We start from the raw sequence: 24977 nt of genomic DNA on the forward strand, positions 1-24977 counted from the left end.
GGCGGCATGACCTGCCGAAGATAAGGTCGGTGCGTGGACGAGATGGACTGGGCCCTGCTGCGGGAGTTGCAGGCCGACGCGCGGCTGTCGTACAGCGAGCTGTCCCGGCGGGTGCACCTGTCCCCACCGGCGGTCGCCGAACGGGTCCGCCGGCTGGAGGAGTCCGGGGTGGTCACCGGGTACCACGCGCACGTCGACCTGGCCCGCGCCGGCCGGGGGGTGGTGGCGCTGATCCGGATGTCCTGTTACGGCCCACGGTGCATCCTGCACGACCCGAACGTCGTCGACTGGCCGGAGATCCAGGAGATCCACCGGATCACCGGGGACGCGTGCAGCATGCTCAAGGTCGCCACCGGCTCGATCGGGCAGTTCGAGGCGGTGATCGACCGACTCGCACCGTACGGGCAGCCGTCCAGCACGATGGTGCTCTCCAGCCCGTTGGAGTGGCACCCGGTCACCCCCCTGCCGCCCGCCACGGACCCCGGGCGGGCCTGAGTCCGGGTTTGCCCCCGGGCCAGCGGGAATGCAGCCCCGCACACCCGTCGCAGGATTCCGGCGAACCGTCGCCGGGAGGGGGGAATCATGCGGGGGCTCACTCTGCACCGTAGTGCCGTCCACGCCGTGCTGGCGATGCTCACCCTGGTCGGGGTGTTCGTCCTGGCGGCGGCCATCCCGGCGCGCGCCGGGGAGAACACCTTCGTCGAGGTCACGCCGAACACCGCGCAGGCCGGCACCCGGGTCACCGTCCGGGCGAGTTGCGACAACGCCAACAACCAGCAGGCCACCGTGCACTCGGACGCCTTCGGGCGGGTGGTGCTGCGGCCCGACAACGGCTTCCTCACCGGCGCGGTCACCATCCCGGGCAACAAGCAGCCCGGGGACTATCCGGTGGACCTGCGGTGCGCCAACGGCAACACCGCCTCCACCATGCTGACCGTGCTGAACATGGCCCAGCCGAGCAAGGGCCCGGCGACCGGCGGCGGCGGGACGGCGGGCGACCGGGGTAGCGGTTCGCTGCTGCTGGTCGGTGGCCTGGCCGTGGTGGCCGTGGCGGCCGGGCTCGGCGTCTTCGGCGGCAACCGCCGACGGACCCGGCCGGGTGCCTGACCACCTGCCGTCATGGCCCGCACCCGTTCACGGCCGGCCGGCCACCGGTTGCGGGCGGCGGCCCGGCGCACCGTCCGGGTCGCCGCCGGCAGCCGGCGTGCCGCCCACCGGATCGCCGCCCGCACCCGCCGCGCCGCCTGGCGTTTCCGCCGGGTCGCCGGCCAGGCGTTCTCCGCCAGCGTGACCACCGCCGACCCGGTCACCCGGGCCCGTCCGGTACGCCCGGTGCCCCGGGGACCGGCGTTCGGCGGCCGGTTCGCCGGGTCCGGGCCGGGCCTGCCGGTGCTGGCGATCGCCGCGGTGATGCTGCTGATCGTGGCGATGCTCGGGGTGGAGCGGGTCACCGGGCTCAGCGTCCTGCCGGACCGGTTCGTCGCCGGCCTGCGCCCGCCGCCGAAGCGGTTCCCGGTGCTGTCGGGCAGCCCGCCGACCCAGATCGCCATCTCCCGGATCGACGTGCGGGCCCCGGTGCACCAGGTCGGCATCGCCCCGGACGGCAGCATCGACGTCCCGGCCGCCGCCCGCGCCCAGGAGGCCGGCTGGTACGACCAGGGCCCCACCCCCGGCCAGTACGGCCCGGCGGTGATCGTCGGGCACGTGGACACCACCACCGGGCCGGCGGTCTTCCACGGGCTGCGGGAACTGCGCGACGGCGACGAGATCGAGGTGACCCGCGCCGATCGTAGGGTCGCCGTCTTCACCGTCGACGAGGTGCGGCGGTACGGCAAGGAACGGTTGCCTGTCGACGAGATCTTCGGCGACTTCAGCCGCCCCAACCTGCGGCTGATCACCTGTGGCGGGCGTTGGGTCGGCGGCGGCACCGGCTACGCCGACAACGTCGTGGTGTACGCCACCCTGGTCCGGGCCCGCTGACCCGCGCAGCGGTCAGGCGGCTTCCGCTTCGCGCAGCGGTCAGGCGGCCTCGGCCTCGCGCAGCGGTTCCCGCAGGTCGAGCCAGTCCGCCCAGCGGGGGTCGGGCGCGCGGTGGCCGAGCACCCGCCAGGCGGTGCCCTTCGGGGCCGCCGGCAGGCAGTGCAGCCGCCAGCCCAGCTCGGCCGGGGTCTTGTCGCCCTTGGTGTGGTTGCACCGGGCGCACGCCGCGACCACGTTCTCCCAGGCGTGCCGGCCCCCACGGCTGCGCGGGAAGACGTGGTCGATGGTCTCGGCGGGGCCCCGGCAGTAGGCGCACCGGTTGCCGTCACGGGCGAAGATCGCCCGGCGGGAGAGCCCGACGTGGGTGCGGTAGGGCACCCGGACGAACCGGGTCAGCCGCACCACCGAGGGGACGGGGAGCGCGTCGTGGGCGCTGTGCAGGATGCCGTCGCCGTCGGCGACACAGACGGCCTTGGCGGAGAGCACCAGGATCGCGGCGCGACGCACGGACACGACACACAGCGGCTCGTAGGTGGCGTTGAGGACCAGCGCGCCGGAGCCCACCGTGGGTCGTATGTCAGGCATCGTGCTCACCCTCCCGGTCCAGCCGCTCCCACCGCTGGCAGCGCCGGTCGGCCCCCGGGCAGCGGCGGGCCACGACCGACTCCGGCGGGATCACCGTCGTCCGTTGACGCCAATCGTCCCTGATCGGACCCCGTAATGCACGTACTAATCCGGGGCACCCGCAGAACCCTCCGCGCGGTGTAGGAGGATGTCCGGTTCGGCGGCGTACGATCCCGGGCCCGGGCGGGCGTGGTGGGTCGGCCGTCGGCCGTCCGGCCCCCTGCGGTACGAAGACAGAGTGAGCGTCGTCAGCCTGTCGTCCGTCGTCCTGTCCGCCGCCCCGAGCCCGGCCCCGAGCGGCAGCCCCGGTTCCGGGGGCGGTTCGGGTGCCGACTGTCTGGGCAGCACCTCCTGCGAGTACCTGTACCGGGTGACCGGGTCGGCCTGGTTCGCCGAGGGCAGCTACTGGATCCTGCTCAAGCCGCTGCGGGTGGTGCTGATCCTGCTGCTGGCGTTCGTGGCCCGTTGGGCGCTGCACCGGACGATCAACCGGCTGGTCCGTACCACCACCGACGGTGCGGTGCCCACCCTGCTGCGTCCGCTGCGTGAGCGGGTGCCCACCGCCGCGCTCGACCCCACCGAGTTCGTCCCCGAGCGGCGTCGCCAACGCGCCGAGGCGATCGGCTCGGTGCTGCGCAGCATGGTCACCGCCTTCGTCTTCGGCATCGCGCTGTTGATGATCCTGCGCGAGTTCAGCTTCGACCTGGCCCCGCTGCTGGCCAGCGCCGGCATCGCCGGAGTGGCGCTCGGTTTCGGCGCGCAGAGTCTGGTGAAGGACCTGATCGCCGGGCTGTTCATGCTGATCGAGGACCAGTACGGCGTCGGTGACACGGTCGACCTGGGCGAGGCGACCGGGGTGGTCGAGTCGGTGGGGTTGCGGGTCACCACGGTCCGCGACGGTCGCGGGGTGCTCTGGTACATCCGCAACGGCGAGATCATCCGGGTGGGCAACAAGAGCCAGGGCTGGGCGCTGGTCGTGATCGACCTGCCGATCGGGTTCGCCGGCACCGAGGAGGCCAACGCGGTGCTGCGGACGGCCGCCGCCTCGGTGGCGGTGGACCCGGAGCTGTCCCCCGACATCGTCGAGCCGCCCGAGGTGCTCGGGGTGGAGCAGATGACCGTCGACGGCGCGGTGATCCGTACGGTGGTCAAGACCACGGCGGACGGCCAGTTCGCGGTCGGCCGGGAGCTGCGCCGCCGGCTCGCCGAGGCGTTGGAGAACTCGGGCATCACCGCGCGGATCGCGGCGGCCCGGCTCTATCCGGGGCTGTCGCCGGTCGGCCTGCCCATGTCCACCGGCACCGCCGGGCCGGCGGTCGCCGGCACCCCCGCCGCCGGCCCGTCGGACCCGGCCGCCCCGACGCCCGCCGGCACCCCCGCCGCCTCCGGCCCGACCGGCCCGGCTGCCCCGACGGGCACGACCGATCCGACGGCTCCGGGCGCCCCGACGGGCGGCGGCAGCAGCACGGCGGGCACCGGCAGCACGGGCACCGGGCGGGCCGGGGGTAGCTGAAACCGCAGCTCACCACCCGTCCACCCCGGCCCGATGGTCGGGCTCGCGCGCCGGCCGGCCCCTCGGGTATCGTCCGTTCGTTCAGTCGGGGATGCGACGATCAATCCGTTCGCCCTAGTCAGTTGTCAGACGATCGGGCAGAATCCGGTGCACGCGTTCCCGGGAGCGTGATCACGTCATCGCTGATCCGCGAATCTGACGACGGGGCCCCGCCGGGCCATCACAAGTGGCCGGTGTCGGGGCACGATGGAGGCGACGGTGTCCGACGAGCGACCCGCCCCGGACCGGCCGGCCACCTTCCGCGAGGTGTTCGGGCAGGGGGAGTTCCGGGCGGTCTTCGCCGCCAGTGTCCTGTCCTGGGTCGGCGACTACGTCGCCAAGGCCGCCGTCACCGTGCTGGTCTACCAGGAGAGCCGCTCCGTCGCCCTGTCCGCCGCCGCGTTCGCGGTCAGCTACCTGCCGTGGCTGGTCGGCGGTCCGCTGCTCGCCGCGCTCGCCGAGCGGTACCGGCACCGGCGGGTGATGGTGACCTGCGACGTGATCCGGATGCTGCTGACCGTCCTGATCGTGCTGCCCGGCCTGCCGGTCTGGGCGATCCTCGCGTTGCTCTTCGCCGCCACCCTGGCCAACCCGCCGAGCCAGGCGGCCCGCTCGGCGTTGCTGCCGGCGATCCTCACCGGCGACCGGCTGGTGCTCGGGCTGTCGCTCAACGCCAGCGCCAGCCAGGCCGCGCAGGTGGTCGGCTACCTGGCCGGCGCGGCGGTCGCCGCGGTCAGCCCGACGGCGGCGCTGCTGCTCAACGCGGCCACCTTCGGCCTGTCCGCCCTGCTGGTCCGGCTCGGCGTGCACGACCGGGAGCCGACGCTGAGCGCGGCACACCGGACCCACCTGCTGCGGGAGACCGGCGAGGGGTTCCGGATCGTCTTCGGCACGCCCGTCCTGCGGGCGATCAGCCTGCTGGTGTTCAGCGCCATGCTCTTCTCGATCGTCCCGGAGGGACTGGCCGCCGCGTGGGCCGGCGAACGCTCCGGCAACGGCCTGGACTCGGGCGCCGCCCAGGCCGTCATCATGGCGGCCAACCCGGTCGGGTACATCATCGGCGGCCTGCTGGTCGGCCGGCTGGTGTCGCCCGCCGGCCGGCTCACCCTGATGCGACCGCTGGCGGTGCTCGCCCCGCTGGCCCTGGTGCCGGCGCTGCTGAACCCGCCCCCGGTGGTGGTGGCCCTGCTCGCGGCGGCCTGCGGCTTCGCGGTCGCCGGCCTGATCCCGACGGCGAACGGTCTGTTCGTCCGGGCCCTGCCCAACGGCTACCGGGCCCGCGCCTTCGGCGTGATGGCCACCGGCATCCAGGTGATCCAGGGCGGTGCGGTGCTGGTCACCGGCCTGCTCGCCGACCGCTTCTCGGTGCCGGTCGTGGTCGGGGTGTGGAGCGCCGCCGGGGTGCTGCTGATGCTGGTCACCGCGCTGCGCTGGCCGGACCGGGCAACCGTCGACGCCGCCGTGAAGGCCGCCGACCTGGCCAACGCCGACACCGGGCCACCGGCGGGCGACCGGCCCGGGTCGGCGACCCGCCCCGGGGAGCGGGCTCGTCGGCGGCACGCTGTGACGTGATCGGCCCAAGGCCGGCGGTCGTGGCGTCGCCGTACCTGGCAGGATGGAACGGTGGATTCCGCAGGCGACCCCCGGCCCGTTCCGTCGACGACCTTCTTCGACGCGGTCGGTGGTGAGCCCACCTTCCGGCGGCTGGTCGACCGGTTCTACGCCGGCATCGCCGCCGATCCGCTGCTGCGCCCGATGTACCCGGAGGACGACCTCGGGCCGGCCACCGAGCGGATGACGCTGTTCCTGATGCAGTACTGGGGCGGCCCGAACACCTACTCGGCCCAGCGGGGGCATCCCCGGCTGCGGATGCGGCACGCGCCGTTCCGGATCGGCCCGGCCGAGCGGGACGCCTGGCTGCGCCACATGCGCCGGGCGGTGGACGAACTGGACCTGCCGCCGGAACTCGCCGCCACCCTCTGGGACTACCTGGAGCGGTCGGCCTACTTCATGGTCAACGTGATGGAGGACCCGGCCGCCGGCTGACCCGGCGGCCACGACGGCGCGGGCGGGCGTCGGGCCGGCTCAGAGCAGGGCGCCCTCGTCGTGCAGCCAGTCGACGAAGGTGGTCGCCACGGCCGCGCCGCAGTCGAGCATCTCCACCAGCAGCGCGTCGTGCGCCCCGGCGCCGAGCGGCACCTGCAACTCGGCGTAGATGGGCAACTGGCCGCGCTCGGTCGGGTCGCCGATGTACGCCTTGCAGAACCGGCGGGTGTGGTTCCACTCGTTGACCACCCGGTAGGCCCGGTCGGCCCAGTCCGGCGGGACGGTGGCGTGCGGGCGGGCCCGCATCACCAGGATCTCGTCCTCGGGGCCTTCGAGGGTCACCAGCACCGCGTGCCGTTCCCACATGGCCAGCAGGTTGCCGTCACCGTCGGCCAGGTAACGCACGTCGAGCAGGTCGAGCGCGTCGCACACCCGGGCCAGGGTGACCGGTGCCACTGAGGCCGGCCGGTCGGTCACGACGGGCCGCTCGGTGCCGGGGCAGTCCTCCGCCGGCTGCCGGGGCGGCGGTGGCCCCACCCGGATGCTGTCCACCGAGACTCCGCTTCGAGTTTCCGGGTCGCCGCCAGCGGCGGGACCAGGGCGCCATGACCACCACGGCATCGCTCGCGCACCTCACTCCCCAGCGGATCCAATCGCCTACGGTGCGTTGGATCCGAGGATGGACGGTACCCGGACAGCCGGGTTGAGACACCCCCCCAACGGCAGCCCCAGCCCGGAAGAATGAGCCAGGGTCATACTTTCGGCTGATCCCGCGCCGGACGAATTGCGAGATCCGAAACTTTCCGCGACCAGACGGCTCCGTATGGTCCCACCAGACCGACCCACCGGCCGGCCACCCGGACCTGGACCTCCCCCGCCGTGGTGACCTCGGCCGGGCCGAGGAAACCCATCCGGACCAACCCCTGCACCAGCCGTTGGGTGATCTCCACCGGGTCGGCCGGATCGGCGTCGGGAGTGACGGTCACCGCCACGTGGTCGAGCAGCGCCTCCCGCAGCATCCGCTGCCCCACCGCGCGCCCGTGCACCCCCTCGCTGGCGGCGGTGCGCAGGGTGCCCGCCGCGGCCTCGGCGATGCGCCGCAGCTCGGCGGCGGGCAGCACCTCGACCGGGCGGCTCACCACCGGGGGCAGCGGCCACCGCCACCGCTCGTCGCGGCCCGGCGGCAGCGCGGTGTCGGCGTCGGCCAACCGGGCCAGCAGTTCGGCCGCGTCCACGGTGACGTCGGCCGGGGCGCTCCCGACCACCGTCCGGACCACCAGCACGTCCCACGGTAGCCGGGCCCAGAGGGCGGTACGGCCGACGCCGGCCAGCGGGCGTAGCCGGACCACCGCGGCCGGGTCGAGGCGGACCAGCCGGGCCAGGAAGGGCCCCGCGTCGTCCGCCCCGGCCAACCCGTGCTCCGGCCGGACGGTGGCGCCGCCGTTCACGCCGCCCCGTCGGTCAGGGCCCACGACTCCAGGAAGGCCCGTTCGTCGTCGCTGATCCGCCGGGGCCGCTTCTCGACCAGGTCGAACGGGACCAGCACCGAGCGGGCGGTGCTGGCCAGCACGTCACCGTCGTACAGCTCGTAGGCGACGGTGAACGAGGCGGCCCGGATGCGCTCCACCCACAGTTCGATCCGGACGGTCGGCGCGGCCTGGGCGGTGGCCCGGCCGAGCGCGTAGTCGACCGGACGCAGGTAGTCGACCTCGTGGCGGCGGATGACGACCCCGTCGGCGAACGAGCCGACCCCCCACGCCTTGCCCCCGGCGAACATCAACGCCACCCGCGCCTCCTCGTACAGGGTGAGGAAGCGCGAGTTGTTGACATGGCCGTACGCGTCCAGGTCGGACCAGCGCAGGGTGCAGTGGTAGACGAAACGGTCCGCCATGCTCAGTCGCGGGTCAGCTTGCGGTAGGTCACCCGGTGCGGCCGGGCCGCCTCCGCCCCGAGCCGGTCGACCTTGTTCTTCTCGTACGCCTCGAAGTTGCCCTCGAACCAGAACCACTTCGCCGGGTTCTCCTCGTCGCCCTCCCAGGCCAGGATGTGGGTGGCGACCCGGTCGAGGAACATCCGGTCGTGCGAGATGACCACGGCGCAGCCGGGGAACTCCAGCAGGGCGTTCTCCAGGCTGGACAGCGTCTCGACGTCGAGGTCGTTGGTGGGCTCGTCGAGCAGGATCACGTTGCCGCCGATCTTGAGGGTCAGCGCCAGGTTGAGCCGGTTGCGCTCGCCACCGGAGAGCACCTTGGTCGGCTTCTGCTGGTCGGGCCCCTTGAAGCCGAACGCGGCGATGTACGCCCGGGACGGCATCTCGACCTTGCCGACCATGAGGTGGTCCAGCCCGTCGGAGACGACCTCCCAGACCGTCTTGTCGCCGTTGAGGCCCTCCCGGTTCTGGTCGACGTACGACAGGGAGACGGTCTCGCCGACCCGGACCTGGCCGTCGGTCGGCTGCTCCAGCCCGACGATGGTCTTGAACAGGGTGGTCTTGCCGACGCCGTTCGGGCCGATGATGCCGACGATGCCGTTGCGCGGCAGCGAGAACGACAGGTCGTCGATGAGCAGCCGGTCGCCGAAGCCCTTGCTGAGGTGGTTGGCCTCGATGACGGTGTTGCCCAGGCGCGGGCCCGGCGGAATCTGGATCTCCTCGAAGTCCAGCTTGCGGGTCTTCTCCGCCTCGGCGGCCATCTCGTCGTAGCGGTCCAGCCGGGCCTTGGACTTGGTCTGGCGGGCCTTGGCGTTGGAGCGGACCCACTCCAGTTCCTCGGTGAGCCGCTTCTTCATCTTGGCGTCACGGCGACCCTCGACGGCCAGCCGGGCGGCCTTCTTCTCCAGGTAGGTGGAGTAGTTGCCCTCGTACGGGTACGTCCGGCCCCGGTCCAGCTCCAGGATCCAGTTGGCCACGTTGTCGAGGAAGTACCGGTCGTGGGTGATCGCCATGACGGTGCCGGCGTACTTGGCCAGGTGCTGCTCCAGCCAGGAGACGCTCTCCGCGTCGAGGTGGTTGGTGGGCTCGTCGAGCAGCAGCAGGTCGGGCGCCTCCAGCAGCAGCTTGCACAGCGCGACCCGGCGGCGCTCCCCGCCGGAGAGCTGGGTGACGTCGGCGTCCGGCGGCGGGCAGCGCAGCGCGTCCATGGCCAGTTCGAGCTTGGAGTCGATGTCCCAGGCGTCGAGGTGGTCCAGCTCCTCCTGGAGCCGGCCCATCTCCTCCATCAGTTCGTCGGAGTAGTCGGTGGCCATCTGTTCGGCGATGGCGTTGAACCGGTCCAGCTTGGCCTTGGTCTCGGCGACCGCCTCCTCGACGTTGCCGAGCACGGTCTTGCTGTCGTTGAGCGGGGGCTCCTGGGCGAGCATCCCGACGGTGTAGCCGGGCATCAGCCGGGCCTCGCCGTTGCTCGGCTTGTCCAGCCCTGCCATGATCTTGAGGAGGCTGGACTTACCGGCGCCGTTCGGGCCGACCACACCGATCTTGGCCCCCGGCAGGAAGTTCAGCGTCACGTTGTCGAGCACGACCTTGTCGCCGTGCGCCTTGCGCGCCTTTTCCAGGACGTAGATGAACTGGGCCACGGTGCGGGGTACCTCCGTCGGTTACTGTCGCGGGCTCGCGGGTGCGCCGGCGCGGGCTCCGACCTCCACCCGCCGCCGGCCAGGGGCCGGCCACGCACACGCCGTCGTCAATCCTGACAGGTACGGCCGGCCGCGCCCACATCACCCCGCCCGGTCCGGTCCGCGCCCGGTCCGCCACCGCTGAGCTGGCGATGTTGACAAGATCACGATACGGGTTCAGTGGCCGTGGGACGGGTAGGTAAGTCCGGCACGGGGTCCCAGACGCCGCAGCTACGCTCAGTACGCTCATCGCGGTGGACCCGTCAGCACCCGGAGGTGGCCGATCGTGACCGTCCGTAGCTCCTTTGTCGTTGTGGCCAACCGACTGCCGGTCGACGAGGTGAGCACACCCGAGGGACGACAGTGGCGGCGCAGCCCCGGCGGGCTGGTCACCGCGCTGCACCCCGTACTCGCCGAGCACCGGGGCACCTGGGTCGGTTGGGCCGGTGGCACCGGCGCCGCCCCGGAGCCGTTCGACCTGGAGGGAATCAGGCTGCACCCGGTGCCGTTAAGCGCCGAGGAGTTGGAACGCTACTACGAGGGCCAGTCCAACGCGACCATCTGGCCGCTCTATCACGACGCGGTCGAGACACCCGCCTACAAGCGCCGCTGGCGGGAGGCGTACCGGCTGGTCAACGCCCGGTTCGCGGAGGCGGCGGCGGACGTCGCGGCCGAGGGCGCGACGGTCTGGGTGCAGGACTACCAGCTCCAGCTCGTCCCGGCGATGCTGCGCGAGCTGCGGCCGGATCTGAAGATCGGTTTCTTCCTGCACATCCCGTTCCCGCCGATCGAGCTGTTCATGCAGATGCCGTTCCGCACCGAGATCCTGCGCGGTCTGCTCGGCAGCGACCTGGTCGGCTTCCAGCAGCGGCTGGCCGCGCAGAACTTCGTCCGGCTGGCCCGGCACCTGCTCGGGCTGCGCTACGAGGGGCAGATGATCCAGGTCGACGGGCGGCAGGTGAAGGCCGGCGCGTTCCCGATCTCCATCGAGACCAAGGAGATGGAGCGACTGGCCGAGGACCCGGCCATCCAGGCCCGCGCCAAGCAGATCCGCGAGGAACTGGGCAACCCGAAGACCATCATCCTGGGCGTCGACCGGCTCGACTACACGAAGGGCATCGAACTCCGACTCAAGGCTTTCCGGGAACTCCTTGCTGACGGAAAGTTGACAGTTCCGGACGCGGTTATGGTGCAGGTAGCCACCCCCAGCCGGGAGCGCGTGGAGCACTACCAGGCACTTCGGGTCAAGGTGGAACGCGAGGTTGGTCGGATTAACGGCGAATTCGGCAGGGTCGGCGTGCCGGCGGTGCATTATCTGCATCAGTCGTACAGTCGCAGCGAACTGGCCGCGATGTACGTCGCGGCCGACGTGATGATGGTGACCCCGCTGCGAGACGGAATGAACCTGGTGGCCAAGGAGTACGTCGCATCGCGCGCCGACCAGGGCGGTGCGCTCGTGCTCAGCGAGTTCGCCGGCGCCGCCACCGAGCTGCGTCAGGCGTTCCTGTGCAATCCGCACGACCCCGACGCCGTCAAGGACGCTCTCCTGCGGGCTGTACACGTAGAGAAGCCGGAGGCCCGTCGACGCATGCGGATCATGCAACGTCACCTGCGCACCCACGATGTGGGGCACTGGGCGAAGTCCTTTCTGACCGAATTGGGCGCACCGGGGACGGAGGCCGAGTGAACGCCCCCACCGCCGAGATCATCACCCCCGCCGCCGGGACGATGGACCCGGAACTGCTCGCCGCGATCGGACGCATCGCCCGCGTACCGCAGCTCCTGGTCGCCTGCGACTACGACGGCACCCTCGCGCCGATCGTGGCGGACCCGAGCAAGGCCGTGCCGCTGCCCGAGTCGGTCGCCGCCGTCCGGGCGCTGGCCTCGCTGCCGCAGACCACCGTCGCGGTGGTCTCCGGGCGGGCGCTGCGCGACCTGGCCGCGCTGTCCCGGCTGCCCAACGAGATCCACCTCGTCGGCAGCCACGGCTCCGAGTTCGACATCGGCTTCGTCGAGCGGCTCTCCCCCGAACTGGTCGCCGTGCGCACCCGGCTGCGCGACGCGCTACGCGAGATCGCCCTGGCCCACCCGGGGGTGCGGCTGGAACGCAAGCCGGCCAGCGTCGCGGTGCACACCCGCGGAGTCGACCCACAGGTCGCCGCCGCCGCCGTCGAGGCCGTCCGCAACGGGCCCGCGAAGTGGGACGACGTCACCGTCACCCAGGGCAAGGAGGTCATCGAGCTGTCGGTGGTCGCCACCCACAAGGGCACCGCGGTCGACCAGCTCCGCACCCAGCTCTCGGCCAGCGCGGTGCTGTTCATCGGCGACGACGTCACCGACGAGAACGCCTTCGGCACCCTGCGCGGCCCCGACCTGGGCATCAAGATCGGCCCCGGGGACACCCAGGCGCACTACCGGGTGGCCGAGCCGATCGAGGCGGCCCGCGCGCTGGGCCTGCTGCTGGAGACCCGCCGGCACTGGCTGTTCGGCGAGCGGGCGGTGCCGATCGAGCGGCACTCGATGCTGGCCAACGGCCGTACCGTCGCGCTGCTCACCCCCGAGGCAAAGGTGAGCTGGCTCTGCCACCCCAAGCCCGACTCGGCGGCGATCTTCGCCGACCTGGTCGGCGGCAGCCCGGCCGGGCACTTCACGGTCGGGCCGGAGCGGGGCGGCATCCCGCTCGGCCAGCGCTACCGCAACGGCACGATGACCGTGGAGACCCGGTGGTCGGGGCTCACCGTCACCGACTGGCTGGACCTGCCGGCCCGGGAGACCACCCCGGACGGCCCGGCGATCATCACCGGCGACTCCACCCTGGTCCGGGTGCTCACCGGCTCCGGGCGGGCCCGGGTCGAGTTCGCCCCGCGTCCCGAGTTCGGGCAGGTCGCCACCCAACTCCAGCCGATGGACGACGGCCTGCTGGTGCTCGGCTCCAACGAGCCCGTCGCGCTCTACTCCCCCGGGGTGACCTGGCAGGTCCGCAACGACGGCGGCTACGAGACCGCGCACGCCGTGGTCGACCTCTCCGCCGCCGGCGGCGAGGTGGTGCTGGAGCTGCGCTTCGGCACGCACAGCCTGGAGGACCACGCGGTCGGCATCCACGAACGGCAGGCCCGGGCCGAGCAGCCCTGGAAGGACTGGGTGGCCTCGCTGCGGCTGCCCGCGACCGCCCGCGACCTGGTCGCCCGCAGCGCGCTCACCCTGCGCGGCCTCTGCCACGAGGCGACCGGCTCGATCCTGGCGGCGGCGACCACCTCGCTGCCCGAGGAACTGGGCGGCGTCCGCAACTGGGACTACCGGTACTGCTGGCTGCGGGACGCGGCGATGACGGCGCGGGCCCTGGTCGACCTCGGCTCGATCGAGGAGGCCGAGGCGCTGCTGCGCTGGGTGGACGGCTGCATCGAGCGCACCGGCGGGCACCCCGAGCGGCTGCACCCGCTCTACACCGTCGACGGCTACGAGTTGGGTGCCGAGGCGGTCATCGACACCCTGCCCGGGTACGCCGGCTCCCGGCCGGTACGGGTCGGCAACCTCGCCAACCACCAGCTCCAACTTGACGTCTTCGGCCCGATCGCCGACCTGATCGCGGCCGTCGCCGACGCCCGGGGTTCGGTCCGCGACGACGAGTGGCGGGTGCTGGACAACATGGTCGAGGCGGTCCGCCGCCGCTGGCACGAGCCCGACCACGGCATCTGGGAGGCCCGCCTCCCACCCCGGCACCACATCTTCTCCAAGGTGATGTGCTGGATGACCGTCGACCGGGCCCTGCACGTGGTGCGCCAGCACGACGGCGAGGACCGGCCGGAGTGGGTGGAGCTGCGCGACCGGATCGGCGCCAACGTGCTGGAGAACGGCTGGCACGAGGAGGTCGAGGCGTACAGCGTCGCGTACGGCGACGAGGACATGGACGCCTCCTCGCTCTGGATCGGGCTGTCCGGCCTGCTCCCGGGGGACGACCCGCGCTTCCTCTCCACCGTGCTCAAGATCGAGGCAGATCTGCGCAGCGGCCCGGTCGTCTACCGCTACCACTGGGACGACGGGCTGCCGGGCCGGGAGGGTGGCTTCCACATCTGCACGGCGTGGCTGATCGAGGCGTACCTGCGCACCGGTCGGCGTACCGACGCCGAGGAACTGTTCGCCCAGATGGTCGACACCGCCGGCCCGACCGGGCTGCTCCCCGAGCAGTACGACCCGCTGGCCGAGCGCGGCCTGGGCAACCACCCGCAGGCGTACAGCCACCTCGGACTGATCCGCTGCGCCCTGCTGCTGGACAACATGCTCAAGCAGTAGTCGCCCCGCACGATCGACTCATGTGGGCCGATGTAGCGGTGTCCCCGGGCGGGGACACCGCTACATCGCCGAACCCCCCGGCGGCCCGGCGGGCTGGCTCAGGCGGGGAGGGCGTCGACCACGTCGCCGATCACCACGATGGCCGGGGGCCGCAGGCCCGCCGCGACCACGTCGGCCGCCACCGCGCCGAGCGTCGACCGCAGGCTGCGCTGCCCGCCCGTGGTGCCCTCCTGGATCACCGCCACCGGGGTGCCCGCGTCCCGGCCGTGCCGGGTCAGGGTGTCGGCGATGGCGGCCAGGTTCTTGAGCCCCATCAGCACCACGAGGGTGCCCCGCAGGCCGGCGAGGGCCTCCCAGCGCACCAGGGAGACCGGCGAATCCGGGGCGACGTGTCCGGAGACCACCGTGAACTCGTGCGCCACCGCCCGGTGGGTGACCGGGACGCCGGCCACCGCCGGCACGGCCACGGCGCTGGTCACCCCGGGCACCACCGTCACCGGCACGCCGGCCGCCGCGCAGGCCAGCAGTTCCTCCCCGCCGCGCCCGAAGACGTACGGGTCGCCGCCCTTGAGGCGTACCACGACCTTGCCGGCGAGCGCCCGGTCGACCAGGATGCGGTTGATCTCCTCCTGGGCGCGGGACGGCCCGTAGGGGATCTTCGCGGCGTCGACCAGTTCGACGTCGGGACGCAGTTCGTCCAGGAGCAGTCCGGGCACCAGCCGGTCGGCGACCACCACGTCCGCCTCGGTGAGCAGCCGCCACCCCTTCACCGTGATCAGCTCCGGGTCACCGGGCCCCGCGCCGACCAGCGACACTCGACCGACCGGGCCACCGGTACGGGTCGCGGCGTCGCCGGATGCGGCGGGCGTCGGCTCCGGCGGGCCGCCGCCGGGCGCGTCCGCCACCGGTACCCCCGGGTCGACGAGCAGGCCCGTCCGGGCGGTGAGCAGTTCCCGGACGGCGTCCCGGACACCCATCGCCCGGTGCGGGTCTCCCCCGCCCAGCACGGCCACCGTCACCGGCCCGTGCCGGGTCACCGCCGGGGTCCACGCGGTGGCCGCCGTCCGGTCGTCGGCCCGGACGCAGAAGATCCGCCGTTCGGCCGCGGCGGCGCTGACCGAGGCGGCGGCGATCGGATCGTCCACCGCGACCTGGACCAGCCACGCCCCGTCGAGGTCGTCGGGGGCGAACCGGCGGGGTCGCCAGTGCAGCCGTCCGGCGTCGACGTGCGCGCGTAACGCGGGGGTGACCTCGGGGGTGACCAGCAGCACGTCGGCTCCGGCGTCCAGCAGGGCGGGCACCCGCCGGCTGGCCACGGCGCCGCCGCCCACCACGACCACCCGCCGCCCGGCGAGCCGCAGGCCGAGGGGGTACGGGTTGGTGCTCACTTCTCGGAGACCCCCGCCGCGTCGAAGGTGGCCACCTCGTGCAGCACCCGGACCGCGCCGGTGACCACCGGCAGGGCCAGCAGCGCGCCGGTGCCCTCGCCGAGGCGAAGGCCGAGGTCGACAAGCGGGTCGAGGCCGAGGTGGCGCAGCGCCACGGTGGCGCCCGGCTCGGCGGAGCGGTGCCCGGCGACCATCGCACCTACCGCGTCGGGGGCGAGGGCGGCGGCGGCCAGCGCGGCGCTGACCGCGATCACCCCGTCGAGCAGCACCGGCACCCGGCGGGCCGCCGCGCCGAGGATCAGCCCGGCCAGGGCCGCGTGCTCCAGGCCACCGACGGCGGCCAGCACACCCAGCGGGTCGGCCGGGTCGGGCCGGTGCCGCTCCAGCGCCGCCCGCACCACGTCGACCTTGCGCCGGTACGTCGCGTCGTCCACCCCGGTGCCCCGGCCGGTGGCCGCCTCCGGGTCGGCCCCGGTGAACGCGGCGACCAGCGCGGCGGCCGGCGTGGTGTTGGCGATCCCCATGTCGCCGGTGAGCAGCACCCCCGCCCCGGCGTCGAGCAGTTCGCCGGCGACCCGGATGCCGGTCTCGACCGCCGCCCGCGTCTCGTCCCGGGTGAGCGCGGCGGTGACCGTCATGTCCCGGGTGCCGCGTCGCACGTTCGCGTCGAGCAGGCGCGGCGGAGCCAGGGTGGTGCCGGTCGGGACGGGCGCGGCGTCGGCGGACGGGAACGGCAGCGGAGTGGCCACGCCGACGTCGACCACGGTGACCGAGGCGCCGGCCTGCCGGGCGAACGCGTTGACGACCGCCCCGCCGGCCAGGAAGTTCCCGATCATCTGGGCGGTGACCTCCTGCGGCCACGGGGTGACCCGCTGGGCGTGCACGCCGTGGTCACCGGCGAAGATCGCCACCGCCGCCGGTTCGGGCAGCGGCGGCGGGCAGACCCCGGCCAGGCCGGCCAGGCGTACGGACAGGTCCTCCAACGCGCCGAGCGAGCCGGCCGGCTTGGTCAGCCGGGCCTGGAGGTCCCGGGCGGCGGTCATCGCCACCCCGTCGGGCGGACCGATCTCCGCGATCGTCGTCTCCAGCATCATGCCTCCAGGATCTCCGCCAGTACCTCGATGAACGCGTCCGTGGTGGCCGGGTCGCGGACGGCTATCCGCAGCCAGTCCGGCCCCAGGCCGGGGAAGGTGTCGCCACGGCGTACGGCCCAGCCCCGGTCGCGCAACGCCAGGCGTACCCGGTCGGCGTCGGGGCGGTGGACCAGGACGAAGGCGCTGGCCGGGCGGCCCGCGACGCGTACCCCGGGCAGGGTCGAGAGGCGGCGCACCAGGTGGTCGCGGTCGGCGGCGAGCCGGGCGGCGATGGCGCGCTCGGCGGCGACGCCGGTCGGTGACGCGACGGCGGTGGCGGCGGCCAGCGCCGGGGTGGACACGGCCCACAGCGGCTGGACGGCGGCCAGCCGGTCCACCAGGGCGGCCTCGCCGAGCAGGTAGCCGATCCGCAGCCCGGCCAGTCCCCAGGTCTTGGTGAGGCTGCGCACCACCACCAGGCCGGGCAGGTCCCGGCGGGCGGCGAGGGACTCGGGTTCGCCGTCGACGCCGGGGGCGTCGGTGGTGTCGGCGAACGCCTCGTCGACGACGAGCACCCGGCCGGGCCGGGCCAGTGCGGCCAGGTCGACGGCGGGGTGCAGCACCGAGGTCGGATTGGTCGGGTTGCCGATCATCACCAGGTCGGCGTCGGCCGGCACCCGTGCCGGGTCGAGTCGGAAGTCGTCGCCCGGGTCGAGCAGGAGCCGTTCGACCCGGTGGCCGGCGGCCCGCAACGCGGCCTCCGGCTCGGTGAACTGCGGGTGCACCACCACCGGGCGGCGTACCCCGGCCAGGGCGCGGGCGAGCAACACGAAGCCCTCGGCGGCACCGGCGGTGAGCAGCACCTCCGCCGGTGGGCGGCCGTGCCGGGCGGCGACGGCGGCGCGGGCCGGCCGGGGGTCGGGGTAGCCGGCCAGGTCGGCGAGGGCGGCGGTGACCGGGCCGGCCAGCCAGTCCGGCATCGGGTCCCGGCGGACGTTGACGGCCAGGTCGACCAGTCCGGGGGTGGCCTCGGCGTCCCCGTGGTGGGCAAGATCCGGGCCGGAGTTGGCGGTCGTCCCGCGCACCGTCGCCGGCACGGCACCGCCGACGTCCGGACCGGTCGACGGCGTGCCGCCGGTCAGTTGCCCATGCATGTCCGCGATCCTGCCGGGAAGCCGGCGCAGGGGACAGCCGATCCCGGGGTGGTCCACATCACGGGCATGCCGGACGCTTCCCCCACGGCCGCCGTCCGGGTCGGGAACGCCCGGGCGTTCATGAATTCTTCTCATGGACGAATCGGAAATGTCATAACTTGACCAGGTGAGCAATCGACCCCTTGCTGCCGCTGGTCGTTCCGTTCCTCTCCTGCGTGCCGGGCTGATCGCCGGCATCGTGCTCGCCGCCGTCGCGTACCCGCTGGCCGCCGTGACCGGCCTCGGTGCCAAGGCCACCGCGCACGCCGTGGAGCAGAAGACGAACATCCTGCGCACCGCCCTGCCCGCCGAGACGTCCTACCTCTACGCGCCAGACGGCACGACGATCCTGACGATGTTCTACGAGGAGTACCGGCAGTACACCAAGTTGTCGGACATGTCGCCGAACATCCAGCAGGCCATCGTCGCCGCCGAAGACAACCGCTTCTACAAGCACCGGGGCGTCGACCCCAAGGGCGTCGCCCGCGCCTTCGTGGCCAACGCCCGATCCAGCGGCGTCTCCCAGGGCGCCTCCACCCTGACCATGCAGTACGTCCGGATGGCGCTGCGGGACAGTGCGCAGACGCCGCAGGAGGTCCAAGAGGCTACCCAGCAGACCAGCCTGCGCAAGGTCAAGGAGATGCGGATGGCGCTGGACATCGAGAAGGAGCTGCCCAAGGAGCAGATCCTGGAGCGCTACCTCAACTCGGCGTACTTCGGCCACCGGGCGTACGGCATCTACGCCGCGGCGCAGATCTTCTTCTCCAAGACCCCGGCCACGCTCACCCCGGTCGAGGCGGCCACCCTCGCCGGCCTGGTCAAGTCCCCCTCCGAGTACGACCCGCTCAGCTCGGACCAGAAGGAGGCCACCGGCCGGCGCAACTACGTCCTCGACAAGATGTCCCAGCTCGGCTACCTGTCCCCGGACGCCGCCGCGGTCGCCAAGAGCGAACCCATCCGGACCCGGCCCACCACCCCGGCCAACGACTGCGCCGCGATCCCCGACACGTACAACGCCTGGGGCTTCGCCTGCGACTACGTGAAGAACTGGTGGAGCGCGCAGCCAGCGTTCGGGGAGAACCGGCTGGAACGCATGGACAAGCTGCGCCGGGGCGGCTACCGGATCGTGCTGAGCCTCGACCCCAAGGTCCAGGCCGCCGCCGAGAAGAACGTCGGCGCGAAGGACCGCGTCGACAGTCCCTTCGCCAACGGGATCGTGGTCGCCGAACCGGGCACCGGCCGGATCAAGGCGATGGCGGTGAACCGCACCTACTCCCTCGACGTCGGCGACAACGGACCCAGCTCGAACCCCGAGGCCGACCCGAAGGCGAAGGCGAACTACCCGAACACGGTCGCCCCGCTGCTCGGCGGCGGCACCCTCCCGGGATACCAGGCCGGCTCGACGTTCAAGATGTTCCCGATGCTGGCCGCCCTGGACGCCGGGATGCCGCTGTCCACCGCGTTCGACTCGCCGTACCGCTACCGGTCGGCCGTCTACGACGGGTGGTCCCCGTCCAACGCCAGCGGGGCGATGACCGGCCGGCAGACCATGTGGTCCGGGTTCGGCAAGTCGGTGAACACCTACTTCGTCCAACTGGAGGAGAAGATCGGCGCGGACCGGGGGGTGCATCTGGCCGAGCAGCTCGGCCTGCGCTGGCGTACCGACGTCGACAAGGAGCAGGCGTCACCCGCCAAGGCCAAGAAGTGGGGCGCGTTCACCCTGGGCGTCTCCGACGCCACCCCGCTGGAGATGGCCAACGCCTACGCCGCGATCGCCGCCGACGGGCGCTACTGCGAGGCGATGCCTGTCAACTCGATCACCAACCGGGACGGGACCCCGGCCACCTACAAGACCGCCGGTGGCATCGAACGGGAGGTCGCCAAGCCCCGCTGCCGGCAGGTGGTCAACGCCGACGCCGCCCGTGCCGCCACCGACGCGGCGCGCTGCCCCACCGGCGACACCCCGGCCAAGGGCAGCTGCGGCGGCTGGTCGACGGCGGACAGCGTCCGGGGCACGGTGGGCCGCCCGGTGGCGGGCAAGACCGGCACTACGGACAGCACCCGGTCGGCCTGGTTCGTCGGCTACACCCCGGAACTGGCGGCGGCGAGCTTCATCGCCGACCCGGACAACCCGTTCAACGCCGTCGGTGACGGGCAGTCCCAGGTCCCGGTCAACGCGGTCGCCCAGACCCTGCGCGACGGCCTCAAGGGCACCCCGACCCGCCAGTTCACCCCACCGTCGGACGCCATCGTCGGGTGAGGCGGCCGGCCGAGGCCGGGCCGGTGCGGTCAGGCCGGTGCGGTCAGGCCGGTGCGGCGACGCCCTCCACCGGCGAGGGCAGCGCCGCCGCCGTCACCAACCGGGTCGCGATCTCGGGGTACGCCGCCCAGTGCAGGCCGAGCTGGGAGGCGTGCACCCCCCGCCAGACGAAGCCCTCGGGCGTGCCGCCCTCCCAACTCCAGGCGGCCCGCTGCCCGGCCCGGGGGGTGAGCACCGCGCCGTGCTGCTTGTAGCCCACCACCGTCGCACCGGTACGGGCGACCGCGCTGTCGGACAGGGCGGTCGCCTCCCGGTAACCGACCACCAGCCCGTCCCGGCTCGCGCCGATCGCGTCCAGCACCCCGCACATCGGCAGCCCGTCCAGCTCCCGGGCCAGCCACAGCAGGCCGGTGCCCTCGGCGATCACCGGCCGGCCGGTGCGGGCCAACTCGGCCACCGCGATGCACAGCCGCCGGTTGGCCGACAGGTCCCGTGCGTACGACTCGGGCAGCGCGCCCCCGACGACCAACGCGCGGGTGCCGGCGGGCAACGCCTCGTCGCGCAGCGGGTCGACGGTGACCACCTGGGCCCCGACGCCCCGCAGCAGCTCGGCGGTCTCCGGGTGGCTGTAGCTGCCGCCGGGGCCGCCGGCGAGCGCCACCACCGGCGCGTCCACCACCGGGGTTCCGGACACCGGTGACCAGGACGGGACGGAGAGCGCCGGGGCCGAGCGGGCCAGCCCGAGCAGCCGTTCCAGGTCGACCGTCCCGGCGACCGCCTCACCGAGCCGGCGCACCGCGCGGGACGCCTCGGCGTCGCGGCCGAGGACCGGCACCACACCGTGCCGGCGGGCGGGCAGCACCGGGGGCAGCTCGTGCCGGCGCAGCGCGCCGTAGATCGGCATCCCGACGTCGTCGAGGGCCTCCCGGAGCATGGCCTCGTGCCGGCCGGAGGCGACCTGGGTGAGGATCACCCCACCCAACCAGAGCTGCTCGTCGTACGACCGGAAGCCGTGCACCAGGGCGGCCACCGACTGCCCCATCGCCGCCACGTCGATCACCAGCACGACGGGGCTGCGCAGCGCGGTCGCCACGGCGGCAGTGGACTCCGCCTCGGGGCGGCCCGCGACCGAGTCGTACAGCCCCATGGTGCCCTGGACCAGGGCCAACGCGGCACCCTGCGCGCCGTACGCGAAGAGGGGCCCGAGCCGGTCGCCGCCGATCAGCCGGGGGTCGAGGGTGCGGCCGGGACGGCCTGCGGCCAGGCCGAGGTAGGCGGCGTCGACGTGGTCCGGGCCGACCTTGAAACCGGCGACGTCGAGACCCCGGTCGGCGAGGGCGGCGAGCAGACCGACCGACAGCGCGTTGGTGCCGTGACCGGAGGACGGCGCGCTGAACACGAGGCGCGGCACGGCGGTCATCATCGACTCCTCGGTGGCGACGGGCGGTGGCTCGCGGACGGCCGGGAGGAACACCGGCGGTGATCCGCAGGCGTGACCATACCCGCCCCCGGCGACAGGCGGAGACCGCCGATCCGACGCCGTACGGGCCGGTGCCCGGGCCGTCGCGCAGGGTGGCGTCGGTCATACGGGTAGCCTCATGCTGTGTACCGGTTCCTGCTGACCCCACGCTGGCTGGGCATCCTCGCGCTGACCCTGGTCGCCGCCGCCGTCATGGTGCTGCTCGGCAACTGGCAGCTGGACCGCTACCGGGGACGCACCGCCGTCAACGAGCGCATCGACGCCGGCACCGCCGGCACCCCCGCGCCGCTGCGGTCGACGCTGCCGGCCCCCACCGGGGGCGCGGGCACCGTAGGCGCGGCCCCCGCCGCACAGGCCGAGTGGAGCCGGGTCACCGCCACCGGCCGGTACGACGCCACGAACATCATCCTGATCCGGGGCCGGACGGTGGAGAGCCGGGTCGGCTTCGAGGTGCTCGCCCCGCTGGTGCTCGACGACGGGACGGCCGTGCTGGTCGACCGGGGATGGATCCCACCGGCGCCCGGCGGCGCGCTGGCCATGCCCGAGGTGCCGGCGCTGCCGACCGGTCAGGTGACCGTCGTCGGCCGGGTGCACCCCACCGAGGGCGGCGGCAACGGCGTGGACCGGCGCGACGGCCGGTTGGAGACCCGTCGGGTCACCGTGGACAAGCTGGCCCGGGAACTTCCGTACCCGCTGCACGGGGCATACCTGCTGCTCGACGAGCAGACCCCGGCGAACGACCCGGCGTTCCGGGCGGTGCCGATCGGGCACACGAACAACTGGCAGAACTTCGGCTACGTCGTCCAGTGGTGGTTGTTCGCCGCGATGACGCTCTTCGGCTACGGCTGGGTGGCCCGGCGGGAGGCCCGACGGGCCGCCGGCCTGGACGCGCCGAAGCCCCCCGTCGACCGGGCCGCCGAACCGGCCACGTCCGCCTGACCGCCACCTCGCCGGGCCGCCGTGCCCCGGGTCGGAACCACGCCGGGACGCGGGACGACGGCCGACGCTGTATGGTCCGCAGGATGTCCAACGCGCGTGAGGTGTCGCGGTGACCTCCGACCCCGCCCCGTCGTACCCGTCCGATCCGCCCACCCCATCCGATCCGCCCGGCCCATCCGATCCGCCCGGCCCGTCCGATCCGCCCACGCAGGCGAGCCCCGCCTCCGACCCGTGGGCACCGTCACCGGACGTGCCCCAGGCCCCGGCGGCGTTCCCCGCGCCCGGGCCGGCCTTCCCGGCGGCCCCGGCGCAGCAGACGCCTCCCACAGCCCCGTACTCGGCCCCACCGGCCCAGTTCTCCGCACCGCCCGCGCAGTTCTCCGCACCGCCGGCCCAGTTCTCCGCACCGCCGGCACCCTTCCCGGCACCGACCGGGGTCGACCCGTACGCCGCGCCGGTGGGCCAGCCGGGGCCGTACCCGCCGCAGTTCACCCCGCAGCTTCCGGGGGCTGCGGGTGGTCAGCAGCCGGCGGCGGTGCAGATCGGCGAGATCATGGTGAGTCCGCCGGTGATCCGTACCCCGGCCGGGGTGATGCCCCTGGCCGGCGCCACCTGGTACGTGACCGACCACTGGCAGCGGGAGGAGAAGATCGCCAGTTGGGCGATCGTCTGCGCCATCCTCGGCTTCTTCTGCCTCACCATCTTCAGCCTGCTCTTCCTGCTGATCAAGGAGACCCGGTACCACGGCACGGTGCAGGTGACGGTGACCAGCGGCGGCCACCAGTACGTGGCCCGTATCCCGGTCGTCGACCAGGGGCAGGTGCAGCAGATCAACAACCAGGTCAACTACGCCCGGTCGCTGTCCACGGTCTGACCGGACGTCCCGCCGGGTACGGCTCAGTCGGTGGGCCGCCCGGCGTGCAGCGCCCGGACGGTGTCGATGGTGTCCGCCTCGGCGGCCGACTTGTCGTCGCGGTAGCGCAGCACCCGGGCGAACCGGAGCGCCACGCCGCCCGGGTAGCGGGTGCTGGCGAGCACCCCGTCGAAGGCGATCTCGACCACCTGCTCGGGGCGGACCCGCACCACCCAGTCGCCGCGCTCCACGGCCAGCCCGAGGAAGCGTTCGGTCTGCCAGCGCAGCAGGTCGTCGGTGAGGCCCTTGAAGGTCTTGCCGAGCATGACGAACTCGCCGGTACGCGGGTCCCGGGCGCCGAGGTGGAGGTTGGACAGCCATCCCTCCCGCCGGCCGCTGCCCCACTCGACCGCCAGCACGACCAGGTCGAGGGTGTGTCGGGGCTTGACCTTGACCCAGGCGGTGCCCCGTCGACCGGCGTCGTAGGGTGCGTCAGGCGACTTGACCACCACCCCCTCCTGGCCGGCGTCGATCGCGGCGGCGAACACCGCACCGGCCTGCTCGGGGTCCTCCACCTCGGCCCGGCCGACCAGCAGCGACCCGTCGACGACGTCGGCGAGCCGGGCCCACCGCTCCCGGCCCGGCAGATCGATCAGGTCGTCGCCGTCGAGGTGCAGCAGGTCGAAGAAGTACGGCGTGAGCGCGGTCGCCTCGGCCAGCGGTGCCACGTCGGCCGCGGCGGTCGCACCGACGGCGGAGGTGACCCCGGTCGCGGCGGCGCTGGCCCGCCGGGCCGCCCGGCTGGAGGTCTGCGGGAACGGCAGCGGACGGCCGGCGGTGTCCAGCCCGATCGCCTCGCCGTCGAGCACCACGTCGCGGACCGGCAGGGCACGTACGGCGGCGACCACCCCGGGCAGCCGGGCGGTGATCTCGTCGAGGCTGCGGGTGAAGACGGCGACGTCGTCGCCGGAGCGGTGCACCTGGATGCGGATGCCGTCGAGTTTGACGTCGACCACGGCCGGGACCCCGGTGGCCTGGAGCGCGGCGTCGACCGAGGGCGCGCTCTGGGCCAGCATCGGCGCGAGCGGGCGGCCCACCTGGAGCCCGAACCCGGCCAGCGCGGCGGCCCCGCCGGTGCGGGCGGCCAGCGCGACGGCCCGTAGGTCACCGGCGAGCAGCAGGGCGCGGCGTACCGCCGTCACCGGGACCTCGGCGGCCTTGGCGACGGCGTCGGCGAGCAGGCCCGCCTGGGCGCCCTGGCGCAGTTCGCCCCGGAAGAGGTCGACCAGCAGCCGCTGCTCGTCGGCGGTGGCGGCACCGAAGAGGGCGGCGAGCAGGTGCCGGCGGCGGGCCTGGGAACCCGGCCCGTGCACGGCGGCGATCTCGTCGATCGCCGCGTCGACGGCGGTCACGGTCAGGGTCGGCTCGGCGGCCGGCGGCGGCAGGTCACGCAGGCTGGCCCAGCCCACGCCGGTCTGCCGCTGGCGCAGCTCACCGGCGAGGTAGCCGGAGCCGACCGACACCTCGGACGCGTCGAGCGCCCGCAGCGCGTCGGCCAGCAACTCCACCTTGGCCCGCCGGCCGGTGGTGGCCGCGACGGCCGCGGAGGTGGCTGCCAGGTCGAGGAACCGCACGCACCTCATCCTGCCAGCCACCCCCGACATCACCCGGGTATTGCCGTACCCGGGCC

20 protein-coding genes and 1 pseudogene are annotated in these 24977 nt (G+C 73.6%); 11 read left to right on the forward strand and 10 right to left on the reverse strand.

Annotation, left to right across the window (positions count from 1 at the left end; genetic code table 11):
* Positions 1–33: 33 nt before the first annotated feature.
* From Q2K16_RS13415 to Q2K16_RS13425, 3 genes are all read left to right on the forward strand, one after another.
* Entirely contained in the window at positions 34–495 is a 462-nt protein-coding gene (locus tag Q2K16_RS13415) for an Lrp/AsnC family transcriptional regulator (RefSeq protein ID WP_302745748.1), read from the forward strand.
* An 87-nt stretch (positions 496–582) separates the two neighbouring features.
* Positions 583–1107, forward strand: coding sequence for a hypothetical protein (locus tag Q2K16_RS13420; RefSeq protein WP_302745749.1), 525 nt, complete (start codon positions 583–585; stop codon positions 1105–1107).
* Positions 1108–1119: 12 nt separating this feature from the next.
* Positions 1120–1980: a class F sortase gene (locus Q2K16_RS13425; RefSeq protein ID WP_302745750.1), complete on the forward strand. Its 861-nt coding sequence runs from the start codon at positions 1120–1122 to the stop codon at positions 1978–1980.
* A 39-nt stretch (positions 1981–2019) separates the two neighbouring features.
* Here the strand turns inward: Q2K16_RS13425 and Q2K16_RS13430 are convergent, their stop codons facing one another.
* Entirely contained in the window at positions 2020–2565 is a 546-nt protein-coding gene (locus Q2K16_RS13430) for an HNH endonuclease (protein WP_088646592.1), read from the reverse strand.
* 307 nt (positions 2566–2872) lie between these two features.
* Between Q2K16_RS13430 and Q2K16_RS13435 the strand changes: the two are divergent.
* The 3 genes and pseudogenes from Q2K16_RS13435 to Q2K16_RS13445 form a co-directional block, all read left to right on the forward strand.
* A pseudogene (locus tag Q2K16_RS13435) lies at positions 2873–3934 on the forward strand (mechanosensitive ion channel family protein); the annotation flags it as partial.
* A gap of 429 nt (positions 3935–4363) precedes the next feature.
* Positions 4364–5728, forward strand: coding sequence for an MFS transporter (locus tag Q2K16_RS13440; RefSeq protein WP_302745752.1), 1365 nt, complete (start codon positions 4364–4366; stop codon positions 5726–5728).
* Between the two features lie 51 nt (positions 5729–5779).
* A complete protein-coding gene (locus Q2K16_RS13445; protein ID WP_302745754.1) occupies positions 5780–6202 on the forward strand; it encodes a globin in 423 nt (140 codons plus the stop codon).
* 39 nt (positions 6203–6241) lie between these two features.
* Here the strand turns inward: Q2K16_RS13445 and Q2K16_RS13450 are convergent, their stop codons facing one another.
* The 4 genes from Q2K16_RS13450 to ettA form a co-directional block, all read right to left on the reverse strand.
* Complete coding sequence (locus Q2K16_RS13450; RefSeq protein WP_302745756.1) at positions 6242–6823, reverse strand: type III secretion system chaperone family protein; 582 nt, start codon at positions 6821–6823, stop codon at positions 6242–6244.
* A gap of 131 nt (positions 6824–6954) precedes the next feature.
* Entirely contained in the window at positions 6955–7674 is a 720-nt protein-coding gene (locus tag Q2K16_RS13455; protein WP_302745759.1) for a DUF8185 domain-containing protein, read from the reverse strand.
* The gene (locus Q2K16_RS13460; RefSeq protein WP_088646587.1) at positions 7647–8093 is read right to left on the reverse strand and encodes an acyl-CoA thioesterase; all 447 of its coding nucleotides are present in this window, start codon (positions 8091–8093) and stop codon (positions 7647–7649) included. The genes Q2K16_RS13455 and Q2K16_RS13460 overlap by 28 nt, the downstream gene beginning before the upstream one ends.
* A gap of 2 nt (positions 8094–8095) precedes the next feature.
* Positions 8096–9772: an energy-dependent translational throttle protein EttA gene (gene ettA / locus Q2K16_RS13465; protein WP_302745762.1), complete on the reverse strand. Its 1677-nt coding sequence runs from the start codon at positions 9770–9772 to the stop codon at positions 8096–8098.
* 325 nt (positions 9773–10097) lie between these two features.
* On the opposite strand from ettA, the gene Q2K16_RS13470 reads away from it, so the two are divergent.
* Both Q2K16_RS13470 and otsB read left to right on the forward strand, forming a co-directional pair.
* A complete protein-coding gene (locus Q2K16_RS13470) occupies positions 10098–11498 on the forward strand; it encodes an alpha,alpha-trehalose-phosphate synthase (UDP-forming) (RefSeq protein WP_088646585.1) in 1401 nt (466 codons plus the stop codon).
* Between the two features lie 41 nt (positions 11499–11539).
* Positions 11540–14101, forward strand: a complete 2562-nt coding sequence (gene otsB, locus Q2K16_RS13475; protein ID WP_302746471.1) for a trehalose-phosphatase — start codon at positions 11540–11542, stop codon at positions 14099–14101.
* A gap of 98 nt (positions 14102–14199) precedes the next feature.
* Here the strand turns inward: otsB and cobA are convergent, their stop codons facing one another.
* The 3 genes from cobA to cobC are packed head-to-tail and all read right to left on the reverse strand — an operon-like array spanning position 14200 to position 17716.
* The gene (cobA, locus tag Q2K16_RS13480) at positions 14200–15489 is read right to left on the reverse strand and encodes a uroporphyrinogen-III C-methyltransferase (RefSeq protein WP_302745765.1); all 1290 of its coding nucleotides are present in this window, start codon (positions 15487–15489) and stop codon (positions 14200–14202) included.
* Positions 15486–16580 (reverse strand): nicotinate-nucleotide--dimethylbenzimidazole phosphoribosyltransferase, encoded by a 1095-nt coding sequence (gene cobT / locus Q2K16_RS13485; protein ID WP_302746472.1) that lies wholly within the window; start codon positions 16578–16580, stop codon positions 15486–15488. Before cobT ends, cobA begins: the two co-directional genes overlap by 4 nt.
* On the reverse strand, positions 16580–17716 hold the full coding sequence (cobC, locus tag Q2K16_RS13490) for an Rv2231c family histidinol phosphate aminotransferase CobC (protein ID WP_302745767.1): 1137 nt from the start codon (positions 17714–17716) through the stop codon (positions 16580–16582). Before cobC ends, cobT begins: the two co-directional genes overlap by 1 nt.
* Positions 17717–17882: 166 nt before the next feature.
* On the opposite strand from cobC, the gene Q2K16_RS13495 reads away from it, so the two are divergent.
* Positions 17883–20015: a transglycosylase domain-containing protein gene (locus Q2K16_RS13495; protein WP_302745769.1), complete on the forward strand. Its 2133-nt coding sequence runs from the start codon at positions 17883–17885 to the stop codon at positions 20013–20015.
* A gap of 43 nt (positions 20016–20058) precedes the next feature.
* Here Q2K16_RS13495 and Q2K16_RS13500 read toward each other — a convergent pair whose 3' ends face one another.
* Positions 20059–21489, reverse strand: coding sequence for a cobyrinic acid a,c-diamide synthase CobB (locus Q2K16_RS13500; RefSeq protein ID WP_489671883.1), 1431 nt, complete (start codon positions 21487–21489; stop codon positions 20059–20061).
* A 129-nt stretch (positions 21490–21618) separates the two neighbouring features.
* Between Q2K16_RS13500 and Q2K16_RS13505 the strand changes: the two genes are divergently transcribed.
* Both Q2K16_RS13505 and Q2K16_RS13510 read left to right on the forward strand, forming a co-directional pair.
* Positions 21619–22434 carry an SURF1 family cytochrome oxidase biogenesis protein gene (locus tag Q2K16_RS13505; protein WP_302745771.1) on the forward strand — a complete coding sequence of 272 codons (816 nt, stop codon included), beginning with the start codon at positions 21619–21621 and terminating at the stop codon, positions 22432–22434.
* 250 nt (positions 22435–22684) lie between these two features.
* Entirely contained in the window at positions 22685–23308 is a 624-nt protein-coding gene (locus Q2K16_RS13510) for a hypothetical protein (protein WP_302745773.1), read from the forward strand.
* A 23-nt stretch (positions 23309–23331) separates the two neighbouring features.
* Here Q2K16_RS13510 and Q2K16_RS13515 read toward each other — a convergent pair whose 3' ends face one another.
* Positions 23332–24930, reverse strand: coding sequence for an ATP-dependent DNA ligase (locus Q2K16_RS13515; RefSeq protein ID WP_302745775.1), 1599 nt, complete (start codon positions 24928–24930; stop codon positions 23332–23334).
* Positions 24931–24977 lie beyond the last annotated feature (47 nt).

Origin of the sequence: Micromonospora cynarisoli (genome assembly GCF_030518815.1) — a bacterium.
Classification (GTDB): Bacteria; Actinomycetota; Actinomycetes; order Mycobacteriales; family Micromonosporaceae; genus Micromonospora; species Micromonospora wenchangensis.

Coding starts and splice junctions, on each gene's coding strand:
- cobT (WP_302746472.1), bottom strand. CDS start 16,580: ATGCTGGAGACGACGATCGCGGAGATCGGTCCGCCCGACGGGGTGGCG.
- otsB (WP_302746471.1), top strand. CDS start 11,540: ATGGACCCGGAACTGCTCGCCGCGATCGGACGCATCGCCCGCGTACCG.
- Q2K16_RS13425 (WP_302745750.1), top strand. CDS start 1,120: ATGGCCCGCACCCGTTCACGGCCGGCCGGCCACCGGTTGCGGGCGGCG.
- Q2K16_RS13430 (WP_088646592.1), bottom strand. CDS start 2,565: ATGCCTGACATACGACCCACGGTGGGCTCCGGCGCGCTGGTCCTCAAC.
- Q2K16_RS13460 (WP_088646587.1), bottom strand. CDS start 8,093: ATGGCGGACCGTTTCGTCTACCACTGCACCCTGCGCTGGTCCGACCTG.
- cobC (WP_302745767.1), bottom strand. CDS start 17,716: ATGCATGGGCAACTGACCGGCGGCACGCCGTCGACCGGTCCGGACGTC.
- Q2K16_RS13515 (WP_302745775.1), bottom strand. CDS start 24,930: ATGAGGTGCGTGCGGTTCCTCGACCTGGCAGCCACCTCCGCGGCCGTC.
- Q2K16_RS13450 (WP_302745756.1), bottom strand. CDS start 6,823: ATGCCGTGGTGGTCATGGCGCCCTGGTCCCGCCGCTGGCGGCGACCCG.
- Q2K16_RS13440 (WP_302745752.1), top strand. CDS start 4,364: ATGGAGGCGACGGTGTCCGACGAGCGACCCGCCCCGGACCGGCCGGCC.
- Q2K16_RS13420 (WP_302745749.1), top strand. CDS start 583: ATGCGGGGGCTCACTCTGCACCGTAGTGCCGTCCACGCCGTGCTGGCG.